The organism is Nostoc flagelliforme FACHB-838 (assembly GCF_014698065.1).
Lineage (GTDB): Bacteria > Cyanobacteriota > Cyanobacteriia > Cyanobacteriales > Nostocaceae > Nostoc > Nostoc flagelliforme_B.
Window position 1 is genome coordinate 1 of record NZ_JACJSI010000001.1, and the last position, 21,256, is coordinate 21,256.

16 protein-coding genes, 1 tRNA gene and 1 CRISPR repeat array are annotated in these 21,256 nt (G+C 43.8%); of the genes, 4 read left to right on the forward strand and 13 right to left on the reverse strand.

The features are described 5' to 3' along the window. Positions 1–169 precede the first annotated feature (169 nt). Complete coding sequence (locus tag H6G97_RS55795) at positions 170–283, reverse strand: HepT-like ribonuclease domain-containing protein (protein WP_422394148.1); 114 nt, start codon at positions 281–283, stop codon at positions 170–172. Positions 284–360: 77 nt separating this feature from the next. After that, positions 361–813 carry a MerR family transcriptional regulator gene (locus H6G97_RS00010; RefSeq protein ID WP_190938718.1) on the reverse strand — a complete coding sequence of 151 codons (453 nt, stop codon included), beginning with the start codon at positions 811–813 and terminating at the stop codon, positions 361–363. 81 nt (positions 814–894) lie between these two features. Between H6G97_RS00010 and cas12k the strand changes: the two genes are divergently transcribed. After that, entirely contained in the window at positions 895–2,829 is a 1,935-nt protein-coding gene (gene cas12k / locus H6G97_RS00015; protein ID WP_190938719.1) for a type V CRISPR-associated protein Cas12k, read from the forward strand. 446 nt (positions 2,830–3,275) lie between these two features. Then, positions 3,276–3,817: direct repeats of the CRISPR family, unit length 38 nt; unit sequence GTTGCAACCGTCCTCCCAACAATGGGAGGGTTGAAAGG. Positions 3,818–4,389: 572 nt separating this feature from the next. Here cas12k and H6G97_RS00020 read toward each other — a convergent pair. Then, positions 4,390–4,461, reverse strand: a tRNA-Thr gene (locus H6G97_RS00020). Between the two features lie 33 nt (positions 4,462–4,494). On the opposite strand from H6G97_RS00020, the gene H6G97_RS00025 reads away from it, so the two are divergent. Beyond that, positions 4,495–4,788, forward strand: a complete 294-nt coding sequence (locus H6G97_RS00025; protein WP_190938720.1) for a DUF3493 domain-containing protein — start codon at positions 4,495–4,497, stop codon at positions 4,786–4,788. A gap of 535 nt (positions 4,789–5,323) precedes the next feature. On the opposite strand, the gene H6G97_RS00030 is transcribed toward H6G97_RS00025, so the two are convergent. Then, the gene (locus H6G97_RS00030; protein ID WP_190938721.1) at positions 5,324–7,018 is read right to left on the reverse strand and encodes a DUF1565 domain-containing protein; all 1,695 of its coding nucleotides are present in this window, start codon (positions 7,016–7,018) and stop codon (positions 5,324–5,326) included. A gap of 453 nt (positions 7,019–7,471) precedes the next feature. Between H6G97_RS00030 and H6G97_RS00035 the strand changes: the two genes are divergently transcribed. Then, on the forward strand, positions 7,472–8,008 hold the full coding sequence (locus H6G97_RS00035) for an alpha/beta hydrolase (protein WP_190938897.1): 537 nt from the start codon (positions 7,472–7,474) through the stop codon (positions 8,006–8,008). Here H6G97_RS00035 and H6G97_RS00040 read toward each other — a convergent pair. From H6G97_RS00040 to H6G97_RS00070, 7 genes are all read right to left on the reverse strand, one after another. Next, complete coding sequence (locus H6G97_RS00040; RefSeq protein WP_069073454.1) at positions 8,005–8,202, reverse strand: hypothetical protein; 198 nt, start codon at positions 8,200–8,202, stop codon at positions 8,005–8,007. The two genes, H6G97_RS00035 and H6G97_RS00040, sit on opposite strands and share 4 nt — an antisense overlap. A gap of 209 nt (positions 8,203–8,411) precedes the next feature. Then, a complete protein-coding gene (locus tag H6G97_RS00045) occupies positions 8,412–9,032 on the reverse strand; it encodes a low-complexity tail membrane protein (RefSeq protein ID WP_190938722.1) in 621 nt (206 codons plus the stop codon). 105 nt (positions 9,033–9,137) lie between these two features. Continuing rightward, complete coding sequence (gene infB / locus H6G97_RS00050; RefSeq protein ID WP_190938723.1) at positions 9,138–12,299, reverse strand: translation initiation factor IF-2; 3,162 nt, start codon at positions 12,297–12,299, stop codon at positions 9,138–9,140. Positions 12,300–12,779: 480 nt separating this feature from the next. Beyond that, entirely contained in the window at positions 12,780–13,049 is a 270-nt protein-coding gene (locus tag H6G97_RS00055; RefSeq protein ID WP_190938724.1) for a YlxR family protein, read from the reverse strand. Between the two features lie 148 nt (positions 13,050–13,197). Continuing rightward, positions 13,198–14,484, reverse strand: a complete 1,287-nt coding sequence (nusA, locus tag H6G97_RS00060; protein WP_190938725.1) for a transcription termination factor NusA — start codon at positions 14,482–14,484, stop codon at positions 13,198–13,200. A 223-nt stretch (positions 14,485–14,707) separates the two neighbouring features. Then, positions 14,708–15,169 carry a ribosome maturation factor RimP gene (rimP, locus tag H6G97_RS00065; protein WP_190938726.1) on the reverse strand — a complete coding sequence of 154 codons (462 nt, stop codon included), beginning with the start codon at positions 15,167–15,169 and terminating at the stop codon, positions 14,708–14,710. Between the two features lie 221 nt (positions 15,170–15,390). Next, positions 15,391–16,809, reverse strand: coding sequence for a hypothetical protein (locus tag H6G97_RS00070; protein WP_190938727.1), 1,419 nt, complete (start codon positions 16,807–16,809; stop codon positions 15,391–15,393). A gap of 383 nt (positions 16,810–17,192) precedes the next feature. Here H6G97_RS00070 and H6G97_RS00075 point away from each other — a divergent pair, with 383 nt between their 5' ends. Continuing rightward, the gene (locus H6G97_RS00075; protein ID WP_190938728.1) at positions 17,193–17,990 is read left to right on the forward strand and encodes a peptidoglycan-binding protein; all 798 of its coding nucleotides are present in this window, start codon (positions 17,193–17,195) and stop codon (positions 17,988–17,990) included. 31 nt (positions 17,991–18,021) lie between these two features. Here the strand turns inward: H6G97_RS00075 and H6G97_RS00080 are convergent, their stop codons facing one another. Then, positions 18,022–18,915 carry an SDH family Clp fold serine proteinase gene (locus H6G97_RS00080; protein ID WP_190938729.1) on the reverse strand — a complete coding sequence of 298 codons (894 nt, stop codon included), beginning with the start codon at positions 18,913–18,915 and terminating at the stop codon, positions 18,022–18,024. Positions 18,916–19,120: 205 nt separating this feature from the next. Beyond that, positions 19,121–21,013 (reverse strand): serine/threonine-protein kinase, encoded by a 1,893-nt coding sequence (locus H6G97_RS00085; RefSeq protein ID WP_190938730.1) that lies wholly within the window; start codon positions 21,011–21,013, stop codon positions 19,121–19,123. Between the last annotated feature and the right edge of the window lie 243 nt (positions 21,014–21,256).

Below are 21,256 nucleotides of genomic sequence, written 5' to 3' on the forward strand. Positions count from 1 at the left end.
GATGTTACATATCATACTTGCTATGAGCGTCAGTCTGACCTAATTGAACAGGTTTCAGTATTTCAACAACAAATTAATGCCTCTCCCAATACAGTAGCAGATCGTTTGTGGGTAACAACTCATCTCAAACCTGATGAGGAAAAACTACGGGTCTCAACCTAGACGAGGTTTAACTGCTCAAATCTTCTAAAACTCCAGAGATCATTGTTTTCAATTGAGGAACATCCTCCTGAACCGCTTTCCAGATAACTTCTACATCTGTATCGAAATAATCATGAATCAGTTTATCTCACATTCCGGCAATATCTCGTCAGGGAATATCAGGATATTGCCTTCTCACTGAATCCGGTAGCCGCTCCTCTACCGCTCAAAGCTTCTGAGATTCTCTCGCAAGCGTTGATGAATGCGATCGCTCCAAAAAGGAATCACAGTTTGTCCCTGACAAAGTGCTTCTAGCGCCACTTGCTTGTCAAACTCTAACAATTGAAAAGGTTGTTCAGGCGATCGCGTAGGTAATAACATGAGCCGCTTCATCTTTTCTTCGGGAAAAAACTCATCAAATAGCCAAGGTTCCTGTTCGCGCAGCGTTACCAATGCTGCATGGCAAACTTCAAAATTTAAACCAATTGACAGCAACTGCTCCATTACCGTTAACGCCAGTAGGTCAGCTTTAGAGTAGTAAACATTACGACCTTTCCCAGTACTGTTAACCGTAGGTACTATAACTCCCTTCTCCCGCCAATACTGCAACTGGCGGCGAGAGCAATGAGTAATTTCTGCTGCTTCTGTGCTTGTGTAAAACTTTCCTTCCATAAGAATCATCCTATAGAAGCATTTCCTAAAACACATTATATTTTTGTAAAACATAATGTGTTTTTGTGATATTTTATTTTTATGAGCCAAATTACTATTCAATGTCGCCTAATTGCCAGTGAATCTACCCGCCAAAAACTTTGGAAGTTAATGGCAGAATTAAACACACCCCTAATTAACGAACTACTTCAACAGCTTAGTAAACACCAAGATTTTGAGGAATGGCGAAAAAATGGCAAACTGCCGTCAATTGTTGTTAGTCAACTTTGCCAACCCCTGAAAACTGACCCTAGCTTTACAGGTCAGCCCAGCCGCTTCTATCTATCAGCAATTCATGTTGTAGATTACATTTACAAATCTTGGTTAGCGATTCAGAAACGTCTACAGCAACAGCTAGATGGCAAGATCCGCTGGCTAGAAATGCTTAACAGCGATACTGAATTAGTAGAAATGAGCGATTGTAGCTTAGAAGTAATTCGTACCAAAGCTGCTGAAATTTTGGCAATGGCTACGCCAGAATCTGAATCTAATGCTCCTTTAACTAAAAAAAGTAAGACTAAAAAATCCAAAAAATCATCCGCTTCCGATCCCGATCGAAGCTTATCTCATAAATTATTTGACACTTACCAAGAAACTGACGATATACTCAGCCGTAGCGCCGTCAGCTATTTGCTGAAAAATGGCTGCAAACTCAATGAAAAAGAAGAAGATCCAGAAAAATTTGCTAAACGCCGTCGTAAGCTAGAAATCCAAATTCAAAGGCTAATCGAAAAGCTAACAAGTCGAATTCCTAAAGGTCGAGATTTAACTAATGCTAGATGGTTGGAGACACTGCTCACTACTACAACCACTGTTCCAGAAGACAATGCTGAAGCCAAACGCTGGCAGGATATTCTCTTAACCCGATCTAGTTCTGTCCCTTTTCCTCTGGTTTATGAAACGAACGAAGACCTAGTTTGGTCAACAAACGAAAAAGGTAGGTTATGTGTTCACTTCAATGGCTTAAGCGATTTAACTTTTGAGGTGTACTGCGATAGTCGTCAACTGCACTGGTTTAAACGCTTCTTAGAAGACCAACAAACAAAACGCCAAAGCAAAAATCAGCATTCAAGTGGTTTGTTCACCCTCAGAAATGGTCGTCTAGCTTGGCAAGAATGTGAAGGTAAAGGCGAACCTTGGAATCTTAATCACTTGAGTCTCTATTGCTGTGTTGACAATCGCCTCTGGACTGCTGAAGGAACAGAACAGGTTCGCCAGGAAAAAACTGATGAGATTACCAAATTCATCACCAACATGAAGAATAAAAGCATGAAGGATAAAAGTGACCTCAGGGAAACACAGCTTGCTTTTATTAAACGTAAAGAATCAACGCTAACTCGAATTAACAAATCCTTTGAGCGTCCTAGTAAACTCCTTTACCAAGGTCAATCACACATTTTGGTTGGAGTCAGCCTGGGACTAGAAAAACCTGCAACTGTCGCCGTAGTAGATGCGATCGCAAACAAAGCCTTAGCTTACCGCAGCATCAGGCAATTACTAGGTGAAAATTACGAACTCCTAAATCGCCAGAGACGACAACAGCGATCTTTATCCCACGATCGCCACAAGGCACAGAAAAGCTTCTCTCCTAATCAATTTGGTGGATCTGAGTTAGGGCAGTATATAGACAGACTATTAGCTAAAGAAATTATTGCGATCGCTCAAACTTACAAAGCCGACAGCATCGTTTTGCCTAAGCTAGGGGATATGCGGGAGATTGTCCAAAGTGAAATTCAAGCCATAGCCGAAGCAAAATGTCCTGGCTCTGTAGAAGTTCAGCAAAAATATGCCAAACAGTATCGAGTTAACGTCCATTCCTGGAGCTACGGCAGATTAATTCAAAGCATTCAAAGCAAAGCTGCTCAGGCAGGAATCATGATTGAAGCGGGAAAACAACCTATTCGAGGCAGTCCCCAAGACAAAGCAAAGGAATTGTCACTTTCTGCATACCATGAGCGCCTAGCTAGGCGAAGTTGACAAATATCTGAACCTTGATAATAAAATAATTAATAGCGCCGCAGTTTATGCTGCTTGCAGCCTCTGAACTGTGTTAAATGAGGGTTAGTTTGACTGTAGCAATATAGTCTTGCTTTCTGACCCTAGTAGCTGCTCACCCTGATGCTGCTGTCTTCGGACAGGATAGGTGCGCTCCCAGCAATAAGGGCGCGGATGTACTGCTGTAGTGGCTACTGAATCACCTCCGAGCAAGGGGGAACCCTCCCCAATTCTTGATTTGACGCACCAAAGAGAGGTCAAAATTCCGATCTAGGTTCGCGCACATCCTGAAAACCTTATCCTACAAGGAATTTATGAGTAAATTTCTTTTGTAGATAATTCAAAAATTACATTCTGGGAGGCTATTTGATGAGGTTCGGGCAAGCCATATCTGACAACCTTACTGTACAAGGGTTTGAGATGATAGCGTTGCAACCGTCCTCCCAACAATGGGAGGGTTGAAAGGAGTGTATTCAACGAGACTTTGCCTTTCCCAGATGTTGCAACCGTCCTCCCAACAATGGGAGGGTTGAAAGGTGGCTATCGTCAAGAAATATCAGAATCGCAACCTAGGTTGCAACCGTCCTCCCAACAATGGGAGGGTTGAAAGGGCAATGTTTGAACTTATTACTGGTGTGCCAGAAGTTGCAACCGTCCTCCCAACAATGGGAGGGTTGAAAGCAAATAGCATCGATTCAAACGATCGCCACTAGAGGTGTTGCAACCGTCCTCCCAACAATGGGAGGGTTAAAAGCTAATATCAAGATATGCGATCGCCCCCAAATCAAGGTTGCAACCGTCCTCCCAACAATTGGAGGGTTGAAAGTTTGATATTCTCCTTTGAGAGATGCATAATTAATAGTTACAACCGTCCTCCCAGCAATGGGAGAGTTGAAAGGCCGAACGATTCAAAATTAGCGCATCTAACTCCCGTTGCAACCGTCCTCCCAGCAATGGGAGGGTTCAAAGAACCCCGTCTCGACATTAAATTGAGGAAGCTTCACTTGTTATAACCCTCTTTCTAGCGATGGAGGGTGAAAATTAGCTTGAGATGAAACTGCCTTACCTGGATGATGTTGTAATTGATTACCAAGAATGAGAGGGTTGAGAGCAAATCCCGCCATCGGCTTTTAGATAAGGTCATTAAGCTGAAGTTATCCATACAAGTTATTAAGTGGGTATGCAAAAATATTTATGTCATTGCCAACGAAGTGAAGCAATCTCAGACCCTTGCGACTGTTTCGCTTCGGGACGCCATACTCGCAATGACAATATATTTTCAACTTGTATGACTACTTAAAAGAGCTTTTTGAATTCAAAAGCGTAATAATAGGGGTTTAAATCTATCTAAGCTCCAATATAAATTGTTGCTTTTCAGAAAGACGACAATAAGTTGTCACCAATAAATATGGAAGGGAATACGAGGTTTGATGACAATAATTTGTCACGACGACATTAATCTGTCACTGACGACAGATAATTAGTCACTGTACAAATGCTTGATTTATGTCAAACTTGACTATCGAGCAATACTTTAATCAAAGCCGATGATGGGATTTGAACCCACGGCCTGCTGATTACGAATCAGCTGCTCTACCACTGAGCCACATCGGCGTACACAATCTAAGAGTATAACATGATTTAATCATGGTAGATCAAAATCGCAAAAATAGGCTTAACCCTGAACAATATGCCAGCCTCAAAGCAGAAATAGCCGCTCCTTATAGGGGCTTACGCCAATTTATCTACATCGCTTTCGGTGCTTCTGGCTCAATTGGCGCATTCGTCTTTTTCTTCCAAGTGCTTGCCGGACGCAATGTTGAGACTGCAATGCCAAGTTTAGCCCTCCAACTAGGAATTGTTGCCTTAATGGTCTTTCTCTGGCGCTGGGAACAGCGTCGGCAACAACGCCCCCAATCGGGTAAAAATCCTAATTCTTGAAGAGAGAAATTTTAGCTAGTTAATTTTTGACTGCTTTCTTTTGATATATCTTTAATATTCTTCAAATTTATCAAAACAGAATTCAGGAGTCAGGAGTCAGAATTCAGTATGAATTCTGTACGACTGGTGGATGAATCTAGGGGTTTAAGACCCCCGCTAAATCTTCTCTTTCAGAGACGCACTTGCGTTCATTTAGCGGTCTACAATGAGTGGCGGGTCTGAATCCCCCACTCATTGATTCTGACTCCTGGATTCTGGCTTCTGGGTTCTTCTTCAATAATGCTTTTATGAAGATTAAAATATCAAAAGAGAAAAAATAAAAAAATTATTAGGAAATCCGAAAAAGCAAAAACTTCTGAGAAGATATAAATCGTTGAAACGGGGTCAGCCAGTATAAAGACTGTGACTATAAACCCAATCACATTCAAATGGGGTCAGCTATATTTAAAGACCCCTAGAATTAAAAAACTACTATATTGGAAGCGCCAGACCAATAATTTATTAGTCTGGCGCTTTCAATTTGCTAACTAGGCATTTACTGGGCTGTTACCAAGTAGGATGAAGGAATGGGTTGGGCACGTCCAGCATTGACGAGTGCCTGGTAAACAAAGGCAGCAACTTCGGCTCTAGTTGCCTGACGATTAGGATTGAGTTGCTTTACTGTGGGATAATTGATTACTAGTTGCCGTGCAGTTGCCGCAGCAACAGGAGCGATCGCATAATTAGGAATCTGGGCAGCATCGGTGTAAAAGGAAAGGACATTCTGATTATTTGCAGTTAAGCCCAAACCATTAGCTAAAGCTACTAACACCTGCACTCTGGGAATTTCTTGCTGTGGTTTAAAAGTTCCATCGGGATAACCAGAAACAAATTGACTCTGGTAAGCAGATTGAATTGCAGCGTAAGCCCAGAAGTTGGTCGCTACATCCTTAAATTTAATTGCTGCGCGTTTACTTGGTGGTGTTAGGGCTTTAGTGACAATAGTGGCGAATTGAGCGCGGGTTACAGGATCATTGGGTTTAAAGCTGCCATCAGGAAAGCCAGCAATAATATTTTGGGAGGCTAGAGCTTCGATGTAGGTTTTTGCCCAGTAATTTGCTGGCACATCTTTAAAGGCGACAGGGCCTCCAGGGGGTACATCAACAGCTGCGGCAACGAAGTTGACTGAGCCAAAAATCTTTTTCTGGTCGATATCGTTGCCAATAGCTAAAATCTGACCAGTTTTAGTGGCGTTGTTCACATCATAACGAGTGTTATTGCGGATAAGATTACCGCCAGGATTTTCGTTGGTACCAAGGTCGGGTAGAGCATTACCAATTACTATTATTCCATCCCGTTTATTGTTCTGAATAACATTCTTACGCACTACGGGCTTCGCTGACTCTGAGATATAAAGACCGTCTTGGTTTTGGACGATTTGGTTTTCCACTACTAGGGGTGTGGAAGTGCCATTAATCGACAGACCAAAACCAGTATCCTGAAATAAGTTATTCCGAATTTCTCCTTGGGCACTTCTAACAACTGAAATCCCATTGCCTTGGTTTTGTACAAAGAGATTACCTTCGATTTTGGGATTACCTGTACCCGTGACAAAAACACCCTCTCGGACGCTGTTAGTAAAAGTATTGTTTTGGATAATCGGATTAGTTGACTCCACCCACACAGCCGTACCCCGGCTATTTGGGTTGGTAACGGTGACACCTGCGATCGTGGTATCTTGGTCGGCGAGGATGGTAATGTCCTGTCTGGCAAAGGTACGACTAGTGTAGAAACCTCCACCTGTAATCAATATTGCTTGACCTTTAGTAGTTTCATCACCCCGCAGTGTTACCCCTGGTTTAAGCAAGAGTGGGAATGTTTCGCCACTTTCCTGGTTATAGTTCCCAGGTGCTAATTGAATAACTGCACCTGGTTGAGCTTGACTCAGAGCGAAACTGATACTTTTGTAGGGTGCTGCTGAGGTTGTACCAGCACCCGCACTATCTGTACCAGTTGCTGGATTAACGTAAATCGCTGCGGCAGTTGCAGGAGCTTGCGCTGTGAGAGTTGGGACGATACTTTTTAAGTGAGTAGCACCAGCATTAACCTGACTTGCTAATAGTATTGATCCACTAGAAACAACAAGCATTGTCGTTAGTCCGGCTCCCAGACGTAAAGTATAGCTGAGATGACTGCTAGAAAGAAGGCGAAAATTTTTCGCTAGAGAAATGTGAAAACCCTGATATTTCATTTTTTCCGTCTGTGAGTGCTGAATTATGGTCTGTCAAAGAAGGTTGAAGGTAGCAGCTTTGTAGCTGCTGTAAAATCTATGCAAAACTATACTGGATGATTAGCGCTGATTCAGCTAAATTCCTTAGATAGATCACAGAACTTATACATTAGTTATATTATTTTATTCAGAAAATTTTACTAGTATACTGTAGTCGAACTTTGCCTGACTCTAACAAACAAAGGGCAAAATCAACTTGTTACGCCCCAAGCTTTGTTAATTAAGACGGTAACTGGACTTTCGCGCCCACTTTGGGGTTTTCGGGAGTCTCAACAAGTCTCTCGCTGCCTTGTCTAAGCCTTCATCGTGTCTACTCAATAGGTTATTTTGTGGTATTACCTAAAGTTAGATGCTGCAAATAATTTTGCTGAAATATCATTAGATCAAAAGCAAACCTATTGGAAATTGGCAGAAATGCACTTTAAATTTTTGGGGCTGCGTCGCACCTTACTTTCAGTAGGTAGTATCTGCCTTCTACTTTTGTCCACTCCTGCCTTTGCTGCGGAACGAGTGGTGCTAAATTATGGTATTTTCCGTGAATCACTTTCAGTAGAGGAGCTATCCACCTTTGCCCAAACAGGTGAACTTTCACGTTCACTACGAGTTAATTTTGCTTTGGCTCGACAAGACCCCAAAGCAATCCGCCAGTATTTAACGGAGCCGATAAAAGTAAACCTTGTATTTTTAGATAGAGTGCTAAATAGCCGGATTGGTAATATTATTTTGGATCAAATTAGTGAAGTTATTTATACACCGTCTCGGAGAGCAGATAGACAGGCTTTGCGAGCCGCTTTGGTACTTTCTGCGAGTCAAGACGGACAGGTATCGCTAATCGAAATTATTGAAAACTATCCCACCAATGAAGTGGAAGTTGATGGCAAACGCTTGGAGAGTGCATACCTTCAACTCCGTCGCTTGCAAACAAGCCTGCAAGATTTACTCAATTTTTAGTAGGCTAAAGTTTCTAAAGTTTCTCTTAAATACCGTTGTACCTGTTGTTCCAAGCGAATTCCTTGTAATTGAGCATCGCGTTCTAGTTGCCAGCGTTGAAAACCGGAACTCGTAGAGATTGCACATTTGAGACTATACCAAATTTCAGTATCAGCAGAAAATTGGCGATCGCTAGAAGCTGGAATTTGAGCCATAGTTCCTCATTCCTTTATTTTAACTTCAACAGTAATTGGGCATTGGGAAGATGCAGAGGGGCACAAAGCTTGGAGCAGAGGGGAAAGATGTAATTTTTTATTCTCTCCCTTGCCCCTTGCCCCCAGTAAGAACTGCTTCTTCATCTTCCTCTGCTCCTCTGGTACTTATTTATAGCCCTTTAAAGTGAAATAATATACTTTACGGGCTGCTACGAATCTGTATTTATCCTAAACAAGGATTGCAGTAATCGAGGCACGATTTGATTAACCCGCACCCCTAAAATGGTGAAATCTTGCTTAATCTTTTCTAAAGATAATGGTTCTATACCAGCGAATTCTGTGTCATTAGTCACTAAAACTCGCATTACACTCACAGGTATTTGCAAAAATAGATTGCTGCCCAAAAAGGCTAACCCCGCAAACACTAGTGCAACGCTGCGCCATTGTGGAAGAAATTTAGCTGAGTTTGCTACTAATGGGGCAATTTGGTAGAGATGCCACAGTACCCAAAGTGACAATACTGCTGCCACTAAGGCCAGGATACGATTTAACTTTGTATTAGTTAAACAGAGAATTTTTCGCTGCCGTTCAGTCAGATTTTCTGGCTTTAGGGCTATTCCTAAAAGAGCAAATATATAAAAAGGGCGGCGCAACTGCATCCATAGCAGGGGGAGAACACCAATGGCGGCAACTAAGAATAGCTCCATCCATACTGGCAAAAACGGCTCGCCTACAGAGAGAAATAATAAGCAGAGTACTAAAAAAACAGGCAACGTCGCCAATCCAGCGACGTGAATCCACAAAATAGGTTCAGAGCGAAATGAATGCATATTATAAAAAGTTATGAGTTAAGAGTTAGGAGTTCGGAATTAGCAGCGTTGAACTCCTAACTCCTAAATTATTACTCCTAACTTCTAACCATTTTACCCTTAACACTATCTCGTTAAGGTGAGAGTGCGGCGTTTCGTAACCATCTGATAGGATTCGATGATGTCACCTTCAACCCAATCATTGAATTTATCCATGCCGACACCGCATTCATAACCGGCGTTGACCTCACGAGCATCTTCTTTCATCCGTTTTAGGGAGTCAAGCACGCCTTCATAGATCACCTTACCGCCGCGTCGCACCCTGACTTTGCAGTTGCGAACTAGCTTGCCAGATTGAACGTAGCAACCGGCAACCGCACCACGACCGACTGGGAAGACGGCACGGACTTCGGTTTGACCCAAGGGTTCTTCCACCAACTCTGGTTCCAAAAGACCTTCCAAGGCATCTTGAATATCTTCTAGGAGTTTGTAAATCACGTTGTATTCCCGGACATCTACACCCGCTTCATCTGCGGCTTGTCTAGCGCCACTGGCAAAGGTGGTATTAAAGCCGATAATTACAGCGTTACTAGCAGCTGCTAAGTCGATATCTGTCTCGGTAATTTCCCCAGCAGTGGCCAATAGCATCCGAATTTGGACTTCGTTTTGTGGGATTTGCTTGAGCGCTCCCACAATGGCTTCTACGGAACCTTGTACGTCTCCCTTCAAGATCAAGTTGAGTTCTTTCAACTCGCCTTCTTGTGCTTGAGCCGACAGGGTTGTAAGGGTAACACGTCCTTGTAACAAACGCGATAGGCGTTGTCTGTCTGCGCGATCGCTAGCGAGTGTTCTGGCTTCTTTTTCGTTCTGGAAAACCTCGAACTCGTCGCCGGCTGCTGGCACATCACTTAAACCTAGTACCTCGACAGCAAAGGAAGGAGAAGCAATGTCTACTCTCTTACTTCTGTCATCCACCATCGCCCGGACTTTACCGAAGGCCGAGCCAGCTACTAAGATATCTCCCACATGCAGGGTGCCATTTTGAATTAGCAGGGTAGCAACTGCTCCCTTAGCTTTATCCAGATGTGCTTCAATGACAGTTCCTTTCGCGGTACGATCTGGGTTGGCAGATAGTTCTGCAACCTCTGCTACCAGGAGAATCATCTCTAAGAGCGTATCCAGATTTTCACCTCTGATAGCGCTCACGGGAACCATAATTGTCTCACCGCCCCAGTCTTCTGATGTCAGACCATACTGGGTCAGCTCTTGTTTCACCCGCTCTGGTTGTGCCCCTTCTTTGTCAATTTTGTTGATTGCAACAACAATTGGCACTCCCGCAGCTTGGGCATGACTAATGGCTTCAATGGTTTGGGGACGGACACCATCATCAGCAGCTACTACTAAGACGGCAATGTCTGTTACCCGCGCTCCTCGTGCCCGCATAGCTGTAAAGGCTTCGTGACCAGGAGTATCCAGGAAGACTATCTGCTGAGGTTTACCCTCATGTTCCAAATCTACATGGTATGCACCAATGTGTTGAGTGATCCCACCAGCTTCGCCAGCAGCCACTTTGGTTTTGCGAATTGAGTCAAGCAGAGTTGTTTTACCGTGGTCTACGTGACCCATAATTGTCACGACTGGCGGACGGCGATGCAGATATTCTTGGTCTTCTGCGCCGACCATTTCCGTTATTTTCCGAGCTTCTGCTTCTCGCTCGGCGGTTTCGACTTCTATTTCTAGTTCTTTTCCTACTAGGGTAATTGTGGGAATATCCAGATTTTGGGTGATACTCACCGCCATACCTTTAAGGAACAGGATTTTGACAATCTCTGTATCAGGAACGGCTAAAACGTCAGACAGTTCTTGCACAGTCAACGGCCCTGTGATCGTCACTTTTTCGGGGCGATCGCGCTTTGTCTCGGCTTCTTGACGACGGTTTTGGTGATGGTCGCGGCTCGAAGACTTGGAACCAGACCTGGAACCAGACTTTCTCCCTCTTGCAGTTGGGGCGCTAGCAAGGGTTGCACCTGGCATCTGTACAGGTCGAGTCGCTTTAGGTTTGGGAGGACGAGCGATGGAAAGGCTGACTTGGACGGTGGCTGGTGAGTCGATATCGTCATCATCGAGCAAATCTTCTTCAAACTCATCATCGAGTATGGGCTTGATCCGCTTGCCTTTGACGCCAGCTTTTGCCTTCTCTTTAACTTCGTCAATGATTTCCTCTTCTACCCACTTTTTGCCGCCTTTGGTCGGTCGAGGCGGACTTGGGCGTTTCAAATCGAGGAGATCCGGTGTGACTGGTTCATCACCCAACCCTTGAGATTTGCCCGCTGTGCCTGACATCTGTCTGGGTGGAGTAGCGATCGGCATTGCCGCTGCTACAGCTTCACCTGGACGTGCTGGCCTGGGTCGTTGTCCTTCTCCTAGCTGTGATGGAGCAGATGGTCTACTACCCCTCTGCTCTGGTCTGGTGGGTGAAGGAGTGGGGCGACTTGTTCTTTGTGGCGCACCTGGTGGGGACTGGTCTGTTGGCAGTTTAGCGACTCTCGGCTTAATTTGCTCGCGATCGCCTTCCGCAGGTCGTAGCCGTTGGTCGCGTTTGAGAATCGGTTTATCTGCCTGAGATACCGGTTGTTCATCTACCACCTGCGCTTCTTCCGCCGCAGGTCTGGCTGGAGGAGCAACTAGTTGTGGTTTGATCGGTTTTTCCGATTTCGGTCTGGGTGGAACTGTTTTTTCCGGTTTTTGGGATGCTATTTTTTCCGGTGTCGGATTTGGATTAGGCGTTTGTTCCAAGTCAGCGATCGGAGGTTGCTCTTGAGTCTCAGATTGAGTCCGGGGCACAGGTCGAGTTGGTGCTGCCGGTTTCAGGGGTGAGACTGGTGTAGCGAAAGGCCGTGGAGGAGAGGGAGGATTAGCTTCAGACAAGGCAGCTTGGGTATTGTTAGCAAGTGACGCCTCTGGGGCGTTGGAGGTAGTATTTCTCAATATTTTGGGTTTGCGTATTTCCAAAATTTGCTGTTTGTGGGGTGCAGCAGGTCGGTTACGTCCGCCGTTCGGTGGTGAATTCGGCTTATGGCTGGTTGTACCTAATTCCTTTTTGGCTGACACATTCGTAGTTGCTAGCTTTTCTGCTGCCGCCCGGATGTTTTCTGCCTCGGATTCTGAAATCGTGCTGCTATGGCTTTTGACCGCAATATCGAGCTGGTCGCAAATTGCTAGTAGCTCTTTGTTATCCAAATTCAATTCCTTTGATAATTCATAAATTCTAACTTTGCCGTTGTTCATCCACTCTTCCCCTTTAATTTACAGTTTTAGCGGATGGTTGCCTGGTTTGCGACATCTCCATCCTTGGATTACTGTTTTTAGACTGCCGTTCAGTTTTTGCCGGTGCCTCCAATCAGGAAAGAGAGATGTTTCGGTTTAATAATGGCATCTCCACCAGGAATGATGGTTGAGGGATACCCATAAAAATTTCTTAAATAAAAGATTTTTATAGGAACCCTTGACGCCGAACTGCGCCTGAGCGCTACCAGGTTGCCATTTTGTAGTTTCTTGTTTTGTTGATTCTGAGTCTTCCACAACACAATCGATTACATCTTAATTCTGGGAATATTGCCTCGCCCCTCCTTATTGGAGAGCCGAATGCCTTTTACACCCATTTACTATTTTGGCACTAACCTTAACGATCAACAGAGAGTGTGATGAAAGCGCGACTTCGGCTTTCGACACAATTCCTCTGGAGATTACGCCACAAAAGTGTTCCAACTAAATTTGGTTTTGGGTATTACTGCCGGATAGACGTTGCCACAAGCTTTGGTACAGTGTTTCTGGCACTGATGCATGTAGCGATCGCCCTAGTCGATTTTTTTTTTGAGCCGCTTGTAGGCAACTCATTTCGGGACAAATATAGGCAGAACGCCCCATGCCCTGATCTAATTGTACCTTTCCCGATGGAAAGACGCGGATAATCCGCCAAAACTGATCTTTTGAGCCTACTTTACGGCAACTAATACAGCGCCGAGAATTTGGTTTCATCGGTTCTCTATGATCTCAGCCCAGGATAATGGAAGTAAAAAGAAGTTTATTATTACTATTTTTCACTTATACCAACTAGCTTTTGAGAAAATAATCCTTAAGACTGAGACTACAATCTACAGTATCAAAACTTTACAAAATTAATCAATTATTCATCATCGTTATTATCAAAACTATCCTCCTCTTCTAATTCGTCCTGATTTTCATCCTCGAATTCTTCCTCAAATTCCAGATCGTCTTCCTCTGATTCCTCTGATTGATATTTTGTTCTGACGGCTGCAAATTTAGCATCCTCTCCTGCAAAGTCATACTTAGCTTTGTCTTTGATGTCAATTTTCCAACCAGTCAAGCGAGCTGCTAAACGAACGTTTTGCCCTTCTTTACCTATAGCCAAACTTAATTGATCTTCAGCCACAAGTACGTGAGTTTGCCGCGATTCTGGATCCATCAGGCGTACTTCATCCACCCGTGCTGGACTTAAGGCATTAGCGATGTATGTTGCTGGGTCTGGCGACCAGCGAATTACATCTATTTTTTCACCGCGTAATTCGTTGACTACCACTTGAATTCGCGATCCCCTCGCTCCAATACAAGCGCCTACTGGGTCTACATCGCGATCAAGAGTATCTACTGCTATTTTAGTCCGGGGGCCGACATAACGGGAGGGGGGGTTTGCCTCCCTCGCTACGGCAACAATCCGTACCACTTCATCTTCGATTTCTGGGACTTCGTTGGCGAAAAGATAAACCACCAAACCAGCATCAGCACGAGACACAAGCAACTGTGGCCCCCGTTGCTGACCTTGGGAGACTTTTTTGAGATATACCTTGAAGGTGGCATTTGCCCGATAATTATCGTTGGGTAGCTGTTCTCGCTTTGGTAATTCGGCTTCTACTTCTGGCTGACCAAAGCCACTGCTAACTGCCAAAACCACTGATTGCCGCTCAAACCGCAGGACTCTTGCTTGCAGTACAGTTCCTTCTAAATCTTGGAACTCTTCTTGCACCATCTGGCGCTGTTGATCCCGTAATTTTTGCGCTAGTACTTGCTTAGTTTGCATCGCCGCCATCCGACCAAATTCTCCTTGGTCAGGGGTAACATCTAACACCACGGAGTCCCCTAATTGCGCTTCGGGAGCTACTTGTTGAACTTCGTCTAGGGAAATTTGGTGGTCTGTGTTATTGACTTCTTCGACAATGGTTTTGGTGGAAAGAACGCGAAAGCCTTCTCCTTCAATATCGAGTTCTACTTCAAAATTATCAAAATAGTCTTCATCAAACTGCTTGCGCTCTAAATTTTGGGCGCGACGATAACGTTCGTAGCCTTTTAGTAGTGCTTCTCTAATAGCTGATTGAACTGCAAGCCGGGGTAAATTTCGTTCTCGACTAATACTTTCAATTAATTCTTTTAATCCAGGTAAAGTAACCATTGACATAAGCAATCTCCTTTAAAAATTAGGGAGTGGGGACTGGGGACTGGGGACTGGCGATGGGGGACTGAGAACTGAAAACTACGCATTAAAGCCAGGGATTAGAGAATAGCTTTACACTAATCTCTAACCTCTAGCCCCTAGCCTCTAACCTTAAGCCTTTAGTTCCTAATCTCTAGCCTTGAGCAAAGCGCTCTAGTCTCTAACTCAACCAGCCTTAGCCCTTTGTTTATCGGCGCTCGTCTAGCTGCACCTTAGTAATTAGGGAGCGGGGAATTTCGACTACACGACCTTTTTGGTTTAAGTAAAGTGCTGTCTCATCCCGACGAATCAACTGACCAGTCCATTCTTGTTGTCCGTCGTAGGGGGGCGTTGTGGAGATGATGACAGGAAATCCTTTAAAAGAAATAAACTCCCTGTCTGTTACCAGTTGCCGCGAAATACCGGGACTAGACACTTCCAAGACGTATTTATCTGGAACGATTTCCGCAGCATCTAAGGAGGCTTCTAAAGCACGGCTCATCCTCTCACAATCGTTCAACCCGGTGTCTTGCTCAGGATTGCGAATGTCTACCCGCAACACTGGTGGACTTTGGTTAGTGTGAAAAACCACGCCAACCACTTCCAATCCCAGTTCTTCTGCCACTGGTGTCGCCAAATCAATAATTTGTGGAACTAAAGGATGAGCCATGAGAGAATTCAATAAAAAAAGTGGGCGTCGACCCACTTCCTGCGATAGGTATATCTTCCAAGAAGTCTTGTGACGAACCAAATGATGATTCGCCTAATTACGAGTTTAGCGCATTTCTTTTATAGTCGTGCATTGGGAAGAGGCAGAGGGGCACAAAGCTTAAAGCAGAGGGGAAAGAGCTAATTATTTTATTCTCCCTCTTGCCCCCTGCCTCCCCTGCCTCATCTTTTCACTATTGCTGGAACTGATACTTGTGTTCTTAGCTGCCTAGTTTGCTCAATAATTTGGTCTATGTCTTCTTGGGACAAACGCTGGACGTAGTTGATTTTGATTTCCTCTAAGAAGTCAAAAAGTAAACTCTGAATTTCTGAGAGTACGTGTTTTTCCTTTATTTGAGATCCTAAGACTTTGCTGAAGCTTTCTACTAGTTGACTGGTGAGTTTTGCGCCCACAGGGTCTTCAACAGCGCTAATTAACGTTTTGTAAAGATTAGTTGTGATTTGGGTGGCCAATTGTTCGCTTAACTGGGTTTGAGCCTGTCCCACACCAGGGAGATTCTGGAGGTTGCGGTAGACGGGGACTTGATGGAAGACGGTTTCGATGTTGTGGCGCAAAATGGCAACGATCGCAGGTTGAATTTCGGGTAGCACTTGGTAGACAATTGTTTTTACCAAAATACCTGCGATCGCTTCCACTTCATTCACATTATTAATATCTATGTAGGGACGTAAATTTTCTTGTTGCGAGAGCCAGCGCGTTAACTCACCCCGCTGAATTGAACCCTGAACCTGATTAATTACCCTCACCACTACAATTTCTGTCAGTTCTTCGGCAAAATTGGCGACAATCCCCTGATTAATCTGCTTTCGCACTGGATGCAAATTCAATAACTGCGCTTGATCGAGGCGGACTAGTACAGGTACAATTCTTAACCACCGCCAAAATGGTAGTAGCAAAAGTAAATCGTACCAACGCCACAATACTGCTTCAAACCAGCTTAAACCAGGATGTCGGCGTTTAATTAAGAAAGTGCGCCCCAGCAGTTCTACGCCAAATAAAATGACAAAAGGTAAGTCAATAATCCAGAAATTATCAACAAATTCGCCATTTTCACCGATTTGGCGAAAGTAGTTAGAGGCAATCAAAGGGCGGATGCTCTTGTTAAAAAAATTAATTTCTTTAACCCAGCCATTTTGTGATAGATAAGGCTGACTCCAAAAAGTGGCAAAGGACTGTTTTGCAGATTCGTTACCGATGTGCGATCGCATCCGCTTTTTGATTTTCTCCAGAGTCCCACTCTTATTCACTCCCGCAAACGGGTTACTGTCAATCATCTCGCTGCTAAGACGACTTATTTGTATTAGCCTGCCATTTACTTGAGGCGACTGTAACCCTGTTTGCCTAACTTCTTCTTCTAATGCGTCTACTGTTTTTAGATAGTTTTCTGTGTCTCGATGGGCTTCAATACCTTTTATTGGGTCATAAACCTTCGTAATTTGGGGAAGTTTTCGCAAGTAGAAATCCCGCCAAGGTACGTAACTTAAATCAAATACAATAAAACCTAAATTTACGGTGGCGGCAATTGCCATAAATCTTTCAAACCAAAGGTTTCGCTGCTTAGAAGATTTTATATTTTTCATTTTTATGTTATTTATTATACATTTTATGTATAAGCTATTTTATTAATTTCCGGTTTATTCCAAACAATTACAGCAATTAGCAGTTGAGTAGACCGCAGATCACATCTGTGCATCTCCTACTTTAATTTACCCTCCCTGCTGCCTTGCCTCTTTTCAAGGGGTGTATTCAATTAAAATGATAAATACTGTATCTCTGCCAATATAAAACACTTCTTTTGATAGATGATAAAAATTTGTTTTTATACATAAATTTTGTTTCACAAAAATAAGTCACAAATTATTCAAAAATCATTAAATAATCGCGAAAAAAGTTATTAAACAAACTTAAAATGCAGCTGTTAACCTTTATAATCCTGCTGATTTAACCCAAAGGAGTTTTGAGTATGTGGTGTGGGTTTGGAAAATCAAGCGCAACCTTTGCTGTTACTTGCCTGATAACTGCTAGCGTAGTAGTTGCAGACACAGGTTTCGCAGCCCCTCAAGGTAGCTATACACCCGAGCAATTCCGTTCTGTGTTGCGAGGATTAGGCTATAACGTCAAGGTCACAAATAGCCCTTTGACGGATGAAGAAACTAGAAAGGCAATTCGTGAATTTCAGACAGGTTATAAGCTAAAACCAGTTGATGGGATAGCAGGGCCCAAAACCCAGGATTTTGCTGCTAACATCGTTCGAATTTTGGAAGCAAATTTAAATGCAGTAGTAAAACCAAATCCTCCCCTTGCGCGCAATCATTTATATGATTCCCGCACAGAAGCAGTGGTGAAGGAGTATCAGAAGAAATATCAGTTGTCAGAAACTGGTATTGCTAATTTAGCACTCCGTCAAAAGCTGAATGAGGAAGCAAAGACAGTCTTCACTCAGCCAACAGCTACACCGACAGCTAAACCGACAGCTAAACCGACAGCTAAACCGACAGCTAAACCGACAGCTAAACCAACAGCTACACCAACAGCTAAACCAACAGTTACGCCGAGAACTCAACCAACAGCTACGCCGACAGCTACGCCAACAGCTACGCCAACAGCTACGCCAACAGCTACGCCAACAGCTACGCCAACAGCTACGCCGACAGCTACGCCAACAGCTACGCCAACAGCTACGCCGACAGCTACGCCAACAGCTACGCCAACAGCTACGCCGACAGCTACGCCAACAGCTACGCCAACAGCTACACCCTAATCATCATAAAAAACTCCTACACCAAAGCCTCTCAAGTCATTTGATTTGGTTCTTCCAAGGGTCTGCCCTTGGGTGTAGGTAGTATTGGACGAAGGTCATTGTAAGGCATAGGAATGTACTGCACACTAGGTCGCCCTCCTTGTGGCTGTGGGTACAAATCCATGAGTTCATAAATAAAATGGGGCAGTCCGACGGTTACGGGCAGCCCCATTTCTGTTGATTCTTCAATAGTGATGGGATAGTCGTGCGTAACGCGCCCAGTAGTCAAGGCTTCGATAATCGATTCAATATTTTCTGGCAGAACTTTTTGTTTGGGTATACTGTCTTTAAGCAGAGTTCGCACAAACCGTTGTACCTGCTGTATTGCTTTGCGTGAGAGGTCGGCCATAATTAGGGTTTGGTCATCAATCTCACCGATGGGTTTATCTTCAACTACTTTTAAAATACTCGCTGCGGGATAGTTACCCAATTGGGGATCAACTGGCCCTAAAACAGCGTTAGCATCCATAATAATTTCATCAGAGGCTAGGGCAAGCATTGTACCGCCACTCATAGCATAGTGGGGTACAAAGACTGTAACTTTTGCCTGGTGGCGAATTAATGCTCTGGCGATTTGTTCGGTAGCTAAAACCAAACCACCAGGAGTATGCAAAATTAAATCAATCGGCACATCTGGGGGTGTGAGGCGAATTGCTCGCAATATTTGTTCTGAGTCTTCAATAGTAATGTAGCGAGATAGGGGAATTCCCAGGAAACTAATAGACTCTTGGCGGTGAATCAGCAAAATTACCCGACTTTTGCGTTCCTGCTGGAATTGTTGTAAAGCACGCAAGCGCCGATATTCTATTTGACGTTTTTGCCAAAGGGGTTGCAAAGAAGTCAGAAGGAGAAAAATCCAGAATAAATCACCAATACCAAAGCCCATATAATTTATTGTTCAAAAATAACGGTTGTCGTCATTATTGTGACAATTTTTGGGCGATCGCATTTCTATCTGTAGGTTTAAAAGTCACTGATTACACTAACCACAAAGAGATGTCAATTCAAGATTACGTTAGCGAGTCCATGTACCCCAGATCAAAAGCCAGCTACGCCCCGCATCTCATCGAGAGGTCATGACAAATCACGAATTATGACCCCCTTCGCCAAATCTTGATTGTGTCGTCATCACCACCGCTAACTAGGGTTTGCCCATTGGGACTAAAGGCAACACACCTAACATAGTTGGAATGTCCTGTAAGTGTGCTGATTTCTCTGCCACTGTATATATGCCACAGTTTGATAGTGTTGTCCCAACTCCCACTAGCAAGAAATTGTCCATCCTGGCTAAAGGCGACTGACCAAACTGAATCAGAATGGCCAGTGAGAGTATGAATTTCTCTGCCAGTATTTACGTGCCACAGTTTAATCGTGTTGTCACCACTGCCACTAGCGAGAATTTCCCCATCCTTGCTGAAAGCGACACAGTTGACGAAAAAGGAATGACCTGCAAGTGTATAGATGTTTCTGCCTGTATATACTTGCCACAGTTTAATGGTGTAATCATTACTGCCACTAGCCACCATCTGTCTATCCTGGCTATTGGTTCCAGGCATTTTCGGAGAGTAGGCGACTGACGAAACTGAGTCCGAATGACCTGTGAGAGTTTGGATTTCTATGCCAGTGTGTACCTGCCACACTTTGATTGTGCAATCAGCACTACCGCTAGCCAGGAACTTGCCATCTGGACTCAAGGCAACAGAATTCACCCAGTTGGTATGACCAGCGAGAGTACGAATTTCTCTGCCTGTGTTAATATCCCACAATTTGATTGTGTTATCCCAACTACCACTGGCTAAAATTCCTCGGTTTAGGTCTGCAACTCCCGCAGATTTGCCGGACTCGCCTTGATAAGAAAAGTTGGGAGAGATTGGGCTAAAGGCGACGGAATGAACCATACTGGAATGACTAGAAGACCAACGACCCAGTTGACGCACTAGCTTGCCAGTACCGATTTGCCAAAGTTTGATAGTATTGTCATTACTGCCACTTGCAATAAATTGCCCGTCTGGACTAATGGCGATCGCATGAACCATACTAGAATGACCTTTGATGGTCTGTATGCATTGCCAGTTCTGCTGATCTAATACAATCGGTGGAGATAGTTTAGGTTTAGGCGTTATCAGTAAAGTAGGTGATATTGCTGTTACATCTTTCTCACTATCTGGGCCTAATAAATCTAACCACTCCTGCACAGACTGGGGACGGTAGGTTGACTCCAAATCCATGCCGCACATAATAGCCTGATTTACTCTGTTGCTAATGTTGGGATTGAAATATTGTGGTGGTTCTAAATTAATATTGTGGCGTCTATCATCTGCATTTGTTGGTATAACTGCGGTAAGCAAATTGTACAAAGTAGCGGCTAGGGCGTAGATATCAATGTATTCTCCTCTTGGCGCTTCTGATTCATACTGCTCAGGTGGAGCAAAACCAGGAGTACGATACACTGTATGCCTTTGGATCATATTAGGAATAAATTCTCTAGCAATGCCAAAATCTATCAGCACTGCTTCTGATTTATCAATGCGGATCATGATGTTGCGTGGTTTGAGATCCCGATGCAACAATCCTTTAGAATGGATTAGGGTCAAAGCGTCACCAATTTGCCTAATGTACAGCAGTGCTTCTGCTTCTGATAGCACCCCTATCCGTCTCAGGCGCTGTCCCAAGTCTTCTCCTTCGATATAATCCATCACCATGCAGGGCAAATTTCCCTCATCAAAGATGGTTTCTATCTGTACTATATGAGGATGATGGCACACAGCCAGCCTAACTGCTTCATCACGGAAGTCTTGCCGTAACTTGTTTCGGTGAAGTATCCAAGCGGGGTGATTCAGGATTTCTTCTTTGAGGGTTTTAATCACTCGCTGTTGATTCCGTTGATTTCTGGCAAGATAAGTAATGCCAATTCCGCCTTCACCTAGTTGCCTTTCGATAATGTAGCGTCCCCCGAATAAAGACTTTCCTGCATTCCACACCATTAGTAATATTTGACAATTGCTGGTATTTATTTTGGCACGGTATCAGAACAGCCAACACGAATTTTTGGAAATTCTATCAGAATCGCTGTTGTATCTTTTTTAAATTTATTTACTTAGATAACATTTTTCTCAACCTCGGTAATTACAAAATAATTAACAGTATCAAGTTGGATATACCTTAATTATTTTAGTTAAACTATGCTTTTACACTAAAATCTCTAGTTGATTCTTCATGCTAGAGTA

Bases quoted from the DNA above. Each gene is read 5' to 3' on its own strand.
- H6G97_RS00010 (WP_190938718.1), bottom strand. From the start codon at position 813: ATGGAAGGAAAGTTTTACACAAGCACAGAAGCAGCAGAAATTACTCAT.
- cas12k (WP_190938719.1), top strand. From the start codon at position 895: ATGAGCCAAATTACTATTCAATGTCGCCTAATTGCCAGTGAATCTACC.
- H6G97_RS00025 (WP_190938720.1), top strand. From the start codon at position 4,495: ATGGTAGATCAAAATCGCAAAAATAGGCTTAACCCTGAACAATATGCC.
- H6G97_RS00030 (WP_190938721.1), bottom strand. From the start codon at position 7,018: ATGAAATATCAGGGTTTTCACATTTCTCTAGCGAAAAATTTTCGCCTT.
- H6G97_RS00035 (WP_190938897.1), top strand. From the start codon at position 7,472: ATGCACTTTAAATTTTTGGGGCTGCGTCGCACCTTACTTTCAGTAGGT.
- H6G97_RS00040 (WP_069073454.1), bottom strand. From the start codon at position 8,202: ATGGCTCAAATTCCAGCTTCTAGCGATCGCCAATTTTCTGCTGATACT.
- H6G97_RS00045 (WP_190938722.1), bottom strand. From the start codon at position 9,032: ATGCATTCATTTCGCTCTGAACCTATTTTGTGGATTCACGTCGCTGGA.
- infB (WP_190938723.1), bottom strand. From the start codon at position 12,299: ATGAACAACGGCAAAGTTAGAATTTATGAATTATCAAAGGAATTGAAT.
- H6G97_RS00055 (WP_190938724.1), bottom strand. From the start codon at position 13,049: ATGAAACCAAATTCTCGGCGCTGTATTAGTTGCCGTAAAGTAGGCTCA.
- nusA (WP_190938725.1), bottom strand. From the start codon at position 14,484: ATGTCAATGGTTACTTTACCTGGATTAAAAGAATTAATTGAAAGTATT.
- rimP (WP_190938726.1), bottom strand. From the start codon at position 15,169: ATGGCTCATCCTTTAGTTCCACAAATTATTGATTTGGCGACACCAGTG.
- H6G97_RS00070 (WP_190938727.1), bottom strand. From the start codon at position 16,809: ATGAAAAATATAAAATCTTCTAAGCAGCGAAACCTTTGGTTTGAAAGA.
- H6G97_RS00075 (WP_190938728.1), top strand. From the start codon at position 17,193: ATGTGGTGTGGGTTTGGAAAATCAAGCGCAACCTTTGCTGTTACTTGC.
- H6G97_RS00080 (WP_190938729.1), bottom strand. From the start codon at position 18,915: ATGGGCTTTGGTATTGGTGATTTATTCTGGATTTTTCTCCTTCTGACT.
- H6G97_RS00085 (WP_190938730.1), bottom strand. From the start codon at position 21,013: ATGGTGTGGAATGCAGGAAAGTCTTTATTCGGGGGACGCTACATTATC.